The following is a 15,249-nucleotide window of genomic DNA, read 5'->3' on the forward strand; positions in this document are numbered from 1 at the left end:
ATTTATTCTTGCACACTAAAGACTATTGGCAAGGTATAAATAACACCTACATTTTTATCACGTTGTTTTCCTGGTGTCATTTCTGGTATTTTATTAATTACACGTTCAGCTTCTTTTTCCAAATCTGGATGGGTACCGCGTGTTTTAATCTCAGTAACACGCCCGGTTTTGTCAATTTTAAACTGGGTTCTAATCACTTGCTTACCAGATAGGCCAAGCTTACTCCCTAAATCGGTATCAAATTTTTTCTGAACTAGCTTTGTTATTTTCTCAGACATACATTTTCGTTTATCTAAGTTCGATTTTTTATTTTCACAACCCGGGTATATAGGCACCTCTTCAACACTAATAAAATCTACTGGAGGTTCTTCAATTGGAGGCCCTTCAACAATAACATCACCTATAGCGACAGCTTTAGAAGTTATATTCTCGTCGGCCGTTTTAATGTTTAGAGCTTCTTTAAGCGGAGCACCGTTTTCAATTTCAATAACCTTATTTATTAATTTAGTTGATTTCTGAGGTTCTGCCTGAATCTCTTTTACAGGTTCAACATAAACCTGGTAGTTTTCAATTCGAATTTCTTCAGATTCTGGTTCAAAAACAAAACCACTCTCTTTAGGGATTTCCGACTCAAATTTCATTTCAAAAAGCCCATACACCATAAACAAACAGACGATTAACCCCACTTGAAAGTAAAGCGTGGAGTTTTTTTGTAAATTTGCATCATGCTTTTGAGATTTTTTCACGATTTGCTCATTTTGCCGAATGAGTTCGTGAGTTTTCTTTGGATTACTCATAATTATTAAAATTTAAATGTTAATATTATGATAAAATATCAATAAGCATACCAAAAAAGAAATCCCGTTACAGAAATGTAACGGGATTTTATATTTACAATGCTGTTGATTAACAGCGATAAAGAAATTTAATCTTGAACTTGAAATACGATAGGTAAAGAGTAAGGTACTGTTACGGCTTTTCCACGTTGCATACCTGGTTTCATTTTTGGCAACATGTTAATAACACGTGCTGCTTCTTTTTCTAAACCTGGGTGTGGTGCTCTTGAACGTACTCCAACAACATTTCCTGTTTTATCTATTTTGAAAATTACGTTAATACGTTGTCTTCCAGATAAACCTAATTCACTAGCTAATTCGGTATTGAATTTTTTAGTTACAAATTTTTGAATTTTCTCAGACATACAAGCTTTTTTAGCTGCGTTGTTTCCTTTTTCACAACCAGGAAAAACAGGAACGTTTTCAATAACAGCAAAAGGTACTTCGATATCCTCTTCAACTTCTACAACTTCTACTTCTTCAACCTCAACAATTTCTGTTTCTTGATCAACCTCAGTAGACTCTATAATAGTTTCCTCGATTTCCACTTCATCTTCCACGATTTCAATAACATCTGGTGCTGCTGGTGGTGGTGGTGGTGGTGGTGGCGTTTGCATTAAATTTGTAATTGGAATTTCTTCCTCTTCTATTTCATCCATACTTACCACTCCTATGTCGGTAACTACTTCATCATAAGTTTTAAAATTAATAGCATAGTTCGTTAAGAATAACATTAACGCTAAGCCGATTGCAAAATACAGAGAACTGTTACGTCCAACATTTGCTTTAGGATTTTTTTTAGGTTCCATAAATTTAATTAGTTTATCAAGATTGCTAAAATAACTATTTATTATTCAAAAAAACAAGTCTTTATTGCTTTTTAACTTGTAATTTGTTTATTCGCCACAATATCAAAGCTGTGAGTAAAGCTCCCAAGGAGTTTGCTACTGCATCATAGATATCCATTGCGCGATAGTCCGTCATAGTATCTTGTAACACCTCAATAACTATACCAAATAGTACTGCAAAGATGGTTGCGTATAATAAAGCTTTCATTTTTTCTAACTTGAAGTTAAACATAAAAGCACCGTACCATAAAACAGTAAAAACCGCATAAGCTCCAAAATGGAAAATTTTATCTCCATTAGAAACGTCTACTTTTGGCATATCTTCGAGAGATATTAAACAAACTGTTACCAAAGCAACAGTATATAATACCGCTAGGACTATTGCCGACTTTTTAAGCACCAATTAAGGCTTTATAATCATCAGCAGACATTAACCCATCTATTTGAGAAATATCAGAACATTTTACTTTAATCATCCATCCGTCTCCGTAAGGATCAGTATTCACATTTTCTGGTTCATCTTCTAAAGCTTCATTGAACTCAATAATTTCACCTGAAACTGGTAAAAATAAATCTGAAACTGTTTTAACAGCTTCTACAGTTCCGAAAACCTCTTCAGCTTCTAAAGTTTCGTCTAAAGTCTCTACTTCAACATAAACAATATCGCCTAATTCGCTTTGTGCAAAATCGGTAATACCAATTGTAACAATATCGCCGTTAACTTTTATCCACTCGTGGTCTTTAGTGTATTTTAATTCTGATGGAATATTCATTTTAATTTGATTTATTAAATACGATTAATATGTAAACTGATTTATATAAGTTTCCACAAATGTATTTATTCAAGATTGATTTTCAAATAGATTAATTGTTAATTCCCAAAATTATATCTAATAGTGAATCCAGAACGAATAGTTGTTAATGGAAACGCTGTAGAAATAGCATATTCAGAGAACGAGTAATCGAAATAAAAGATACCTGTTAGGTTTTTGCTAAAGGCATAATCTGCCGAGTACTTTAACCCCCAGATGGTTTGCCCAGATGTTACTTGGTTATTTTCTAGATCTAAGTAACGAATAATGGTTTTATTATCGCGAACAGATATATCTGCCTTCATGTTTAAATCACTAACAATACGCTTTTGTGGACCAGCAAGTTTAGATCTAATTCTTAAATCTTTTATTCTATAACCTAACCCTATAATGTATTCGTTACCGATAATTTCTGTCATTAAGTTATTATCAAAACTTAATGATAATAAACGATCCTTCTTTATTTCAGCTAGAATTTTTACTGAATTTTTCATTTCTAAATCTATTCGCATTAACGGACTAAACATTTCCGTTAAGTTAATGTTACTGAATAGACGCTCGTTTTTATAGTTTCCTGACTGATCCTTGGTATCGTCTGGCTGATCATCATAAGGTAAAGAAAAGTCTACTTCATTATAATCTAAATTAGACTGGAATTGATTGATGGTATAAGTTGAACGGTAACCATGAGTTAATGAGAAACGTTTGAAGCGCTTTTTAAACCATGCCATTTTCATGAAACCAGAATATTTTAAATCCCAGTTTGGAATTGGAACATCTCTAAAAGCACTTGTGTTTACTTTACTTGCATCTGTGCCTGTATAAGCTGCTAAAAACGCAGGTAGTAATACATTTTGGTTGTTTTTACCAAAACCTTTTGGATAACCATCATCATCCAAATCATTTACATCTGCACCGTTTTGAGCTGCTAAACGACGTGCAATAATAAGCCTATTACTTCTAAAATCGTTAAATGCATCAGAAACGGTTTCGTTGCTTTTACTAAAAGCTGTTTTAATTAAAAGTGTAGATATATTAAAGTTTCCAAACGTATTTGGAGTTAAACCAATATATTGATTATCATTATTTACATCAACTCTATAATTTTCGGTAAAATTCTTATAGTAAGTTCTATTACCAACAATATCAATTTTTAAATCTTTTACAGGCTCTAAACTTGCAGACACATCTAATTGTTTAGTATTGGTAGATGTAAACTGTTGATTAAAATCCTGATACAAAGTCAACCAACCATTTCGCGCCGCTAAACTCCTAATATCACTTTGGCTACCAAAAGTATATCCAAACGTTGGTTTAAGCGTACCTAAAAAACCAGGAGTTTGCGTATAACCCGGTAAGTACGTTCCATTATTTTCAGAATAATTAAACTGCACCCTTTTTACTGCTGTTAATATATCAATACCCGCGTTTAATAATTTGGTAGTGGCTTGACTTTTAGCTTTAGGTTGTTTTTTATCTTTTGCAGATCCTCGATTAGATTGAGGCCCTACTGTTCTCGTGCGTACTCTACGTATTGGTTTTTTAACCAACCCAATATATTTATACAACTTATTCATATCTAAAGATGTATTAATATTATGTGTATTGGCGTTCTGAATGGTGTTACCCAAATCGTAAGTTTCACCATCTAGTTCAAGACTACCATATAAATCTGATCCTTTTTGCCATTGAAAGTTACCTGTATATTGGTAAGTAGCATTAACAAAACTAAATACTGGAATTTTATTAATTGGTAATTGATAGGTTAGCCCCAAGTTTTGCATTTGCCTGTTTGGATCTCCAAAATCTAAAAAGCCATCCCAGACGTCTAAAGTTGGGTCTTGCTCTCCGTTAATAATATTATCTACAAAATAATTGCGGACAATGTTATTATTTGAAGCTGTAAAATTAAACTGAAGCGACTCGGTTAAATTGTAATTTACAGTATACTGAAAATCGAACGTATAGTTTCTTCTAAATAGCTCTTCTATTTCAATATTAGAACCTCCTGATAAATCGGCATCTCTAAATTTTTGTCTATTAAACTGACGGTTTAAATCTGTATTAATTGTAAAACTAGAAGGCAATAAATTTAAGTTGAAGTCTTTTAAAATTTTCCAATATTTTCCGGTAAATAATGAATCGTTCTTTTTAAAAGGTTGAATAGTGACTGGATTAAAATTGTGGGCATAATTGGCACCAACACGCACCGTTTTATTAACCGAGTTTTCTATTTCGAAATCGCGATGTTCAACTTTATTATAAGAATAATTTAAAGTAACATTCTCTACATCGTAAAAACGTGGTTTTGCTTCACCTGTTCTATTCTTTCGAACACCAATTAAATTAATACTTTGGCGTTTAGTATAATCTTCAGATTGCTTTTTAATTTTATCTTTATCCACCTCAGTTACGGCAGCGTCTAATCTAGAATCTAAAGTTAAATCTTCGTAGAATTGATCGTATTTTGGCGTAATTAACTCTTCACTTTGCCCGTAATTAAATGGTATTTGAATGCCCCATTTTTCTGGAAGCAATTGCCCAACATTAACGTTAGTTACAACATCGTACTGCTTAACATCCTCCAAACTACGCTGGCTTGGCCCTTGCTCTATAGATCCAAAACCAGAGGTGCTTTGACTTCCTGTAGCACTAATACTAGCAAAATCGGCAAAGTTAGTATCCATACTAACTACAGCTGCCCAACCTCCTTCGTTATCCATATCGGATAAACGCATTTCATTAAACCAAACCGCACCACAAACATCACCTTTATCTTGAGCAATATTTTTAACACCCACCATTAAAGTTCTAATATCACCATAATTAGGGTTTCCTTTGATACCTACACGATGTTGCCCTAAAGTGTAACCTCCATATGGATCAGACGCTATTTGAATATCGTCTCCTATTACATCATAAAACGTTGGATCTTCGTTCGACAATGTCATGTCCAAAATTCCTTTTGCTTTAACTTTACCTAAAATCTCAATAGGTATATTAATTTCATTCGCTGTTGGCCATAAACCTTCTCTTGTAGTAGACTGTGAAACTTGTAATGGTATTTCTATTTGATAGTAATTCTCTGTTAAATCATTACCCATTCTAATAAAACCGACGAGTTCCTCATCATTTAAATTACCAGAATCGTCATCATCGGCATGCATAAACATTCTTAAACGTTTATATTGGCGCATATCAAAACTCACATTTTTATAAACAGCTCTAGCATCTTCAGCCTCTAAACCACAAGCCTTAAGCACCAACGACTGTTCATTTTGCTGAACTACTGTATTGTTATTATAAAGCTCTTCGGGTTCAATTCCCGGAGGTCTTTCATAACTACCATCATTTTCAATAGTTCCAATAATTTCAACTGTAAAATCGGTTTGTGGATCTGCAGGAGTTGGATCGTCTGCATCCAAAGCCTGAGAATATCTTCGCCAATCACTTCTAACTAAGTCTAAAGTTCCAAAACGGAAAATCGTTGGTTGAACAAAATCTTTAAGATATATTCTTGAAAAACGTACCGAACGCAAATCACTAATACCACCAACGGGAACTCTATCATTTCCTTCAACAGGAATTCGAACTTGATACCATCTTACATTTATACTTTCACCATTTGGTAAAGCTCTAGGTTGATCTTTAAAATCTCTTAAATATTCTTTTAAAGGATTACTATCTGAAATATTATCAAAATCGGCTCTAGTTCGTGGTAAATATTGTGGTTGAATATCTAATTCATATTCGTAATAACTATCAATCGTATTCATGGTATTATCACGATTAATATCTTCTACGTCAGGCTGTGTATTGGCGCCTCTATCGGTATTGCTAAACGTATCTGGCGTGTTACCTTCAACACCATTATACCTTTTATAACGATCGAAAATATCTCCTTCAGCATTTAAAAAATACTCGTAGTTATCATTTGCAGGATCATCTAAACCACTATAATTAGCGTAAATAGCCGTAAGCTCTGGATCACCATCTATTGTTGGTGTTTCTCCAGAATCGGGATATCCATCGTAACCAACATCTTGATTAGTACGCTCATCTCCCGTAGAATCGAAGGCATAAATTAACGACTGGTTTTGAGGCACTACAGTTCCCCAAGTTGTTTTTTGAAGTAAATCAATATTACCATCATCAGGCAATCCATTTTCATATAACTTTCTACCATCTTTTATAACATCTTCGGATATATTCCCTAAATTAAAAACCAATTTACCACCTGGGTTTGATGGATTATCCTGAAAGGGATCTTGTAACCAAAACTCGATATACTCTACATTTTGCTGTTCAAAATCTGTTGAAGTTAACTGGCGTGTAATACCCGCCCAACTATCTCTAGCCTCTACATTATCAATACCATCGGCAGCAGCAGGATCGTAATTATAAGGTCCACGCTCTTGTGGGTAATATGCTAAATCTAACGTGTAAATTACAGAATTTTGACCTTGAACTAAATCTCGATCTGGAAACAACTCGTTAATAAAAACACGACTTGTATAAAGGCTAGACATATCTTCATCTGTAATATCATCTGGTCTTTGACTTGTATAAAATATAGGGTCTATAGAATACCAGTTTAACATGGCACGTTGATAACCATTTTGAATACCATTATCATCCTCATTTCCGTTAGATGGTGTATTTAAACCAATAGGTCTACTAGATAAAAACCAAGATTGTTGCGAACGTAAATCAATTGCATTTTGCGAACCTTCAAAATCGTCTATATAGGATGTTGCTTCGCCATTTAAGTCAGTTCCGCTAGGAGAACCTGGTAGTAAATAAGCAACTTCACCACGGACAGAAAAGTTAGACTCTGCATCGGTATCTATATTTGGCAACTTATTAACTAAACGTGTTAAAAACGGAACCTTTGTAGCGTAATTTCCATTAAAACCAATAATAGTATTGTTTATAGGCTCGGTACCATAATTAGCTTTTTGAGTAATTGGTCGTTCATTTAAATTTAAAAACGTTCCGCCTAAAACAAAATTTTCGTTAAACTTATGTTCTACATTTAAGCCTGTAAAACGTTTAGTTTGCTGTCCAAAAACAGAGTTATTTTCGGTTGAAACTTCAATAGGTGTGTTAGATGCTTTTAGGGATTCATCTAAAATTTGAACTTGCCCCAATTGATAATTTACAGTATAATCTATACCTTCTATCAAAACACGCCCGCCAGCCGTAACTCTTACAGATCCCGGCGAAAGATTAAATCCACCAATAGAAATACCATCACTACCCGATGATTTATAACGCCCCTTTAATTTAAATTTATTTTTTTCGTTTTCGTCTAAAGCTTTTGTTTTTGTACTTTTATAGAGTACATCGTAAACATATTTTTCCTGATTTTCATTATATGATGCATCATTTTCATAATCACCACCACCTAAAACATCAAATAAATATTCACCAAATGGTTCTGCATTCGGAAAAATAATTTGTCCGTTTTGCGAAAGCACTGTAATCCCTTCTACATAATCGAAAAAACCGTCACCACTTGTTTGTGGATCGTTGTTATAATTTAATTTATCTAAATTAAAAACACGTAAAAGTGGTTGTTCATTTAATGGCTTTTCACCAGGCAAAGGATCAGGAAAAGGTGTTGTTCCAGCAGGTGTAATGTAATTTAAAGGTGAAGCTTCATTGTAAAAAATATTCAATTTAAAATCTTCCGAACTTAAATTATAGGCTCCCGTATCGTAGATGTTTTTCATCATTAAATCCCAAATAGGAAGATCGACATTGGTAATACTACTTTTTAATAGTTTTACAACTAAATTACTATTTACAACCTGAGTAACATCTCCATTTGTATTAGTTGTAACATCGGTAGCAGAAACCCCATCATTAGCAAACTCACCAACCTGATACACCTCGCCACCTATTGTATATTGAAAGGCAACAGCTAATACTTCATCGCTATTTAAACGCTGGTTTAATGAAATGTAACCTAACTCAGAATTTAAATTATATTCCGAGCCACTCGTTAATTTTCTTGCATTTTCTAAAGTTGCATAATCAAAACCTTCATTGGTACCCGACACTTCAATACCCGACTTTATAGTCGCCACATCACGGATACTTGTGTTTAACTGAGATGTTGATCCGGACTGAGTTATTTTAGTTGGATCGAATGCGTTATTACTATTTCTAGGAAGTCCTCCAACAGCTCCAAAAACATTTACAGCAGAGTACACTTTATCACTTTCACCTAAATCCTGAAGGGCAACAATATTTCTTACGTTGTCGGTTCTATTACTTCTGTTAGTAATCCAAACTTCAATTCTAGTAATTTGTAAACCTCTTGTATCTAAATATGGGTAGGTTTTTAATGCTTTATCATAATTATCTCGAAAATACTGTGCCAAGAAAAAGTGTCTATTCTCATCGTAATCTCGAATAAACAATTCGAAATCTTCAAGCGTTCCACCACTTTGCGCTACAACAGTATTAGACTCAGAACGCTGCTCAGAAAACACGCCAGTAATGGTTGTTTTTCCAAATTGCAATTGTGCTTTTACTCCAAATAAACTCTGTGCTCCTGTAATCAAGGAACTATTTAAAGGCATACTTACATTACCAACTTCTATTTTCTGAAGAATATCGTCCTCGGTTGGTGTATATTCTAATTTTATAAGATTTTGAAAATCGAAGGTTGATTGTGTATCATAATTTGCATTAATCTGAAGACGTGTTCCCACTTTCCCCAATAAACTTAAACTGATACGTTGATCGAAATCGAAAGTGAAATTACTTCTATTTCTTGGTGAAAATGATGGATTATCTTGTTTTGAAAATAAAACACCCAAATCCATTTCTACCGAACCTTGAGGAATCACCTCGATAGTACTACCTCCAAAAATAGATTCAAAAAAATCGGATTTAACATAAAATTCAGGCAGAAGGTTTTTTTGAGCATCCTCCGCCCCTTCTTTGTTCCCTGAAAACGCATCGACCTTTTCCTTATAATAACTGCTTAAGTTTTGTTTTGCAACCAAAGCATAATACTCCTTTGGAGTTAAAATTACCGGATAATTAATATTGAATTGCCCAATTTTTTCAGTGTAAATATACCTATCGGTTAAAGCATCATAAGTGTACTTAGATTCAATACTATTTGGTCGCGATGTCTTTATTTCTCCTTGCTGATACCCTTTTTTTACAGAATCTTGTTCTTTTTCTTGTCCCCAAGATATTATTGAAAAAAACAGCATGGACAACAAAAGAGCCGAGCGTTTTATTGATTTATAAAAATAAAGGTTAGTTCTTTTCAAAATGTACTATAATTTTTTTAGGGCTTGTTTTATAATAGATTCTACCGAGGCATCTGGTTCGGCCATTACAATTTTTTCCACAACACGTTCGGCTTGTTTTTTAACAAAACCAAGTACTTCTAAAGCAGATAACGCTTCATCCTTATTGGTATTGCCTTTAGAAACAGAAACTTCGTCTATATCATAAATTTTCAATACTTTATCTTTCAAGTCGAGTATAACACGCTGCGCTGTTTTTGCTCCAATCCCTTTAATAGATTGAATAAGCGCCACATCTCCAGTAGCAATACCTTCTCGAACTTGTTTTGGTGTTAATGAAGACAGCATGGTTCGCGCAATACTTGCCCCAATACCACTAACCGACAACAATAACCTAAACATTTCTCGCTCGGCTATTGAGGAAAACCCATACAATGTATGCGAATCCTCTTTAACCTGAAGATGCGTAAACAATTTTAATTGTTCCGCATCTGGTATATTTGAAAATGTATGTAACGATATATTTAACATATAACCAACACCATTGCAGTCTATTACAACATGTGTTGGGTTTTTTTCTACTAATTTACCTTGAATGTGTGTTATCATAACAGGTTTTTGGTCCCTTCCAAATGTAATAAAATTATTTTAGCTCGGCATGTTCTACTTCCCACTTCTCTTTATGCTGAGCGTCTATTACAGCAATTGCAGCCATATTAACAATTTCGTCAACATTTGCACCAAGCTGAAGAATATGCACTGGTTTGCGCATTCCCATCATTATTGGTCCTATAGATTCGGCTTCGTTTAATTCTTTTAATAATTTATATGTAATGTTAGCTGAATCTAAATTCGGAAAAATTAAAGTGTTTACTTTTTTACCTACTAACTTAGAAAACGGGAACTTCTCACTAAGCATTTCATCATTTAAAGCAAAATCTGTTTGTAATTCACCATCAACAATCATTTCTGGATGATGTCTATGCAAAAAGGAAACAGCCTCTCTTACTTTTGAAGCTCGATCGTTTGCAGACGAGCCAAAGTTAGAATAAGACACCAAAGCCATTACAGGCTCTAAACCAAACATTTGAACCACCTTAGAGGTCATTTGAGTAATTTTAGCCAAATCCTTAGCTGTTGGATCGATGTTTATTGAGGTATCACTTAAAAATAAAGGTCCGCGTTTAGTCATCATTAAATTAGTAGTTGCAGCACGCGAAATGCCTTTTGCTAAACCAATTAACTCTAACATCGGTTTTACCACCGTTGGATAGTTTCTAGAATATCCAGAAATTAATCCGTCGGCATCACCTTCGTTCACCATCATAGCAGCGAAATAATTTCGCTCACGCATTAATCGTTGAGCAGAATAATATGTTACACCGCGACGCTTACGTTGCTCCCAGTATACTTTTGCATATTTATTTTTACGCTCGTTTTCTTCTTCTTCTTTTGGATCGACAATTAAAATATCAGCATCGAACTCAATTTCTTTCATTAACGATAGTATAGTTTCTTTTCTTCCTAATAAAATAGGAATAGCTATACCTTCATCATACACAATCTGTGCTGCTTTTAGAACATCTAATTGATCGGCTTCTGCAAAAACAATACGTTTTGGTGCCAATTTAGCTCTGTTTAATAATAAACGAACTAATTTATTATCAGACCCTAAACGTTGTAATAAACTATCTTTATAGCGTTCCCAATCTGTAATTGGTTGTTTTGCCACACCACTTTCCATAGCCGCTTTTGCAACTGCTGGCGGTACTTCTGCTATTAAACGCGGATCGAATGGTTTTGGAATAATATAATTTTTACCAAAGGTTAAACGTGTTTCTCCGTAGGCAATATTAACTTGCTCTGGCACGGGCTCTTTTGCTAATTTAGCTAAAGCTCTTACCGCAGCCATTTTCATGGCTTCGTTAATTTTAGTAGCACGTACATCTAAAGCACCTCTAAAAATAAAAGGAAAACCTAGTACATTATTAACCTGGTTAGGATGATCGCTACGGCCTGTTGCCATAATAATATCTTTTCTAGTATCTACGGCTAATTGGTATTTTATTTCCGGATTAGGGTTTGCCATTGCAAAAACAATCGGGTTTTCTGCCATTACCAATAGCATCTCTGGTGTTACAATATCTGCCATAGATAAACCAATAAATACATCGGCGTCCTGCATAGCTTCGAGTAAAGTATCAATTTTTCTGTGCGTTGCAAATTCTGCTTTTTCGTCTGATAATACTTCTCTATCATCGCGAATTACACCTTTACTATCTAGCATTACCATGTTTTCGCGCTTTGCACCACAGGCTTGATATAAACGCGAACATGAAATAGCTGCCGCACCAGCACCACTAATTACTATTTTTATATCGTCTAATTTTTTGCCAGCAATTTCTACCGCATTTAATAAGGCTGCTGCCGAAATAATTGCTGTTCCATGCTGATCGTCATGCATTACAGGAATATCTAATTCTTCCTTTAAACGACGCTCGATTTCAAAAGCTTCAGGAGCTTTTATATCTTCTAGATTAATACCTCCAAAAGTTGGGGCTATATTTTTTACTGTTTCGATAAATTCATCAACATTTTCCGTATCAACTTCAATATCGAACACATCGATATCTGCGAAAATTTTGAACAATAAACCTTTACCTTCCATTACGGGTTTCGAGGCTTCAGGACCAATATTTCCTAGTCCTAAAACGGCCGTTCCGTTAGATATTACGGCTACTAAATTTCCTTTAGCTGTATATTTATAAGCCGCTTCTTTATCTTTTTCAATTTCTAAACATGGGGCAGCAACACCTGGCGAATAGGCTAAAGATAAATCGCGTTGGGTAGCATATTTTTTTGTTGGAACAACTGCTATTTTACCTGGAGTTGGTTTTGCGTGATAAATAAGGGCTTCTCTACGCTTGCTTTCTTCACTCATATAGATGGATATTTTATTTATTATTAAGCTTTTAGGTTTTAAAACGACTCGAAATTATTTGAAGTCTTTTAATAACTTAAAAGGGCTTACTTCTAACTTACAAATATAATAATCCTACCAAGCAAACTGCTATTCTTTTAAAAAATTGATGTTTATTTTAAATTAAAAACATCTTTTATGAGAATGTTACAGTTGAACAGAATACATCTTGCGAACTAAAACAAATAGAAAAGCCTTAGTTATCCACTTGAGACAACTAAGGCTTTTTAAATATTTATACTATTATGTTATTTATTCAGTACTGCTGCACCTTCTGGTTTAGAAAAGAAATTATCTTCTACAGTTGGAGAGAAACTAATATCGCTAACATCTATTTTAGTTATGTACTCACCTAGTCCATCTTTATCATTAGTAGACCAATATGTTTTAAAACCAGTTGCAAACACAATACCGTCTACAGTAGTTGTGCCTTGTGTTACTGTAATTTTCTCTGGAGCATGACCACCGTTTGGAAAGTAATCTGGGTAAGACACAATATATTTAAATGCATCTACCAAATTAGTTTCTGCATTTACGTACAAAACATAATAATCATCTGGGGCAGATCCAATTCCAGCATCATAAGTTGCTTTTATCACTTTTTGAGTGGCCCCTTGAAATTCTAGTTCTGGTAATAATTCTAGATTTACACCTTCTCCATCTAAAACAAAAGGTTGACCAGAAAAATATAAAGGCGTTAATGCCCAAAATTGCGTGTCGTAAGCAAAAGATGTACTATCCTTAGCCTTCAACCAAGCTTCTTTACCATCCCAACCAAAAATTGATTCGGTATCTGTAACACTGTTATGCCTTGCTTTATTACTCCAAGTATCAATAGTTTGATAAGAATTCCTAGCTGTTTTCCCGTTTAAAGGTTGGTAATTAAATTGAAATGAAAGATAACCGTTTGAGAACCATTTAGCTAATCCACCATGAGCTTCCATTGCGCTCCATAGCACTTTTCCTGCTTCGGTAGCATTAAGTTTTTTATTGGCAGATTCAACTCTTTTTTCTACCCAAGATACTGGAATATCGTATTCTTCTTCAATAGGTTCAACTTGTAGATTGGCAACAGGTTCTACTTTATTAGTTTGCTTACAAGCAATAATAGTTAATACTAAAAATAAACTTAAAAGTTTATAAGATGTTCTCATTGTATTATATTCTTTTTATTGATTAATTTATATTAGTCGAGACAACACCTCGAGCATTTCAAAAAAATTTATTTGTTTGTAAAATTTTAAGTGCTAATACTCTTTCCTAATTGAAAAATTGAATGTCGCCCCTTTTCCTAATTCTGAATTCACACTAATTGTTCCACCTAGTTTTTCAACAATTTTTTTTACCGTCGCCAAGCCAATACCATGTCCAGCTTGCCCAAACTTATCCTGATGAGCTATTTTAGTAAATAATTTAAATATTTTGGTTTGATCACTTTTATCAATGCCTGGCCCGTTATCTTTAATAAAAAAATTATAATGAGTATCGGTTTCTTTTACATTCATTTCAATAAGAACATCATCTTTATCGCTGTACTTAATAGCATTACTAACTAAATTCATTAAAATATGATGAATGGCCGTTTTATTGATAAAAATAGCTTCTAAAGGCGATTCTAAAACCATTTTAACATGATGATCCGAATTAAATAACTGAGTTATTTCGGTAATTAATGCTTCTAAATTAATGGTAGATTTCTCTTCTTCTGCAAGTCCATCACTTTTGCTATAGCTAAGCAAGCCATCTACTAGCTCACGAAGACTATCTGTTGAACTTATAATTAATTCTAAAAGTTCTAAACCTTCTGCGTCTATACTTAACTTATAATCTTCAATAAATATTTGTGCTAAACTAGAGATATTAATTAAAGGAGATTTTAAATCGTGCGCAGCAATATATGCGAAACGCTCAAGTTCATGATTCTTGTCTTCTAAATCTTTTAACGTTTTTTCTAATAAAAATTTGTTTTTACGAAGCTCTAACAAATTCATAACCTGATTTGAAAGGGCGGATAGTGAATTTATTTGTGTCTTGCTTAAAATATTTGGTTTATGATCGATAACACATAGGGTTCCCAAGGGTAAGCCATTTTTACTTGTAAGTGGTGCTCCCGCGTAAAAAACAGCATTAGAATCTCCGGTTACCAAGGGATTATCATGAAAACGAAAATCTTCGCGGGTATCCGGAACAATAAAAATGCCATCATTATCATTGATAGCATGAGCACAAAAAGATTGTTCCTTCGGTGTTTCTTTAACGTCTATACCATGATGTGATTTAAACCATTGACGCTTATTATCCAACAAAGTGATTAAAGCTATTGGTGTACCGCATATTTCGGCCGCAATGGTAGTAATATTATCATAATCGGTTTCGGGGAGTGTATCCAGAATATTATACGACTCTAGATTTTTAAGCCTTTCAGTTTCGTTTTCTGGTATATTTGGGATAACCATAATAATTAAATTTAAGATTATAGCAAATTACTTCATACCGATT

General features: G+C 33.9%; 9 protein-coding genes. All 9 read right to left on the minus strand.

Annotated features, from left to right (window positions below; genetic code table 11):
• Nucleotides 1-2 precede the first annotated feature (2 nt).
• Entirely contained in the window at nucleotides 3-797 is a 795-nt protein-coding gene (locus tag ACJJV4_RS09565) for an energy transducer TonB (protein ID WP_405293812.1), read from the minus strand.
• 128 nt (nucleotides 798-925) lie between these two features.
• The gene (locus ACJJV4_RS09570; protein ID WP_405293814.1) at nucleotides 926-1,645 is read right to left on the minus strand and encodes an energy transducer TonB; all 720 of its coding nucleotides are present in this window, start codon (nucleotides 1,643-1,645) and stop codon (nucleotides 926-928) included.
• A gap of 61 nt (nucleotides 1,646-1,706) precedes the next feature.
• Nucleotides 1,707-2,084, minus strand: a complete 378-nt coding sequence (locus tag ACJJV4_RS09575) for a VanZ family protein (protein ID WP_405293816.1) — start codon at nucleotides 2,082-2,084, stop codon at nucleotides 1,707-1,709.
• The gene (gcvH, locus tag ACJJV4_RS09580) at nucleotides 2,077-2,457 is read right to left on the minus strand and encodes a glycine cleavage system protein GcvH (protein WP_405293818.1); all 381 of its coding nucleotides are present in this window, start codon (nucleotides 2,455-2,457) and stop codon (nucleotides 2,077-2,079) included. Before gcvH ends, ACJJV4_RS09575 begins: the two co-directional genes overlap by 8 nt.
• Nucleotides 2,458-2,555: 98 nt before the next feature.
• Nucleotides 2,556-9,791 carry a cell surface protein SprA gene (sprA, locus tag ACJJV4_RS09585; RefSeq protein ID WP_405293820.1) on the minus strand — a complete coding sequence of 2,412 codons (7,236 nt, stop codon included), beginning with the start codon at nucleotides 9,789-9,791 and terminating at the stop codon, nucleotides 2,556-2,558.
• A 6-nt stretch (nucleotides 9,792-9,797) separates the two neighbouring features.
• The gene (ruvA, locus tag ACJJV4_RS09590) at nucleotides 9,798-10,379 is read right to left on the minus strand and encodes a Holliday junction branch migration protein RuvA (RefSeq protein ID WP_405293822.1); all 582 of its coding nucleotides are present in this window, start codon (nucleotides 10,377-10,379) and stop codon (nucleotides 9,798-9,800) included.
• Between the two features lie 34 nt (nucleotides 10,380-10,413).
• Nucleotides 10,414-12,711: an NADP-dependent malic enzyme gene (locus ACJJV4_RS09595; protein ID WP_405293824.1), complete on the minus strand. Its 2,298-nt coding sequence runs from the start codon at nucleotides 12,709-12,711 to the stop codon at nucleotides 10,414-10,416.
• 287 nt (nucleotides 12,712-12,998) lie between these two features.
• Nucleotides 12,999-13,904: a hypothetical protein gene (locus ACJJV4_RS09600; RefSeq protein ID WP_405293826.1), complete on the minus strand. Its 906-nt coding sequence runs from the start codon at nucleotides 13,902-13,904 to the stop codon at nucleotides 12,999-13,001.
• A 93-nt stretch (nucleotides 13,905-13,997) separates the two neighbouring features.
• Entirely contained in the window at nucleotides 13,998-15,206 is a 1,209-nt protein-coding gene (locus ACJJV4_RS09605) for an ATP-binding protein (protein WP_405293828.1), read from the minus strand.
• Nucleotides 15,207-15,249: the final 43 nt, after the last annotated feature.

Source organism: Algibacter sp. Ld11 (genome assembly GCF_045066735.1).
Classification (GTDB): domain Bacteria; phylum Bacteroidota; class Bacteroidia; order Flavobacteriales; family Flavobacteriaceae; genus Algibacter.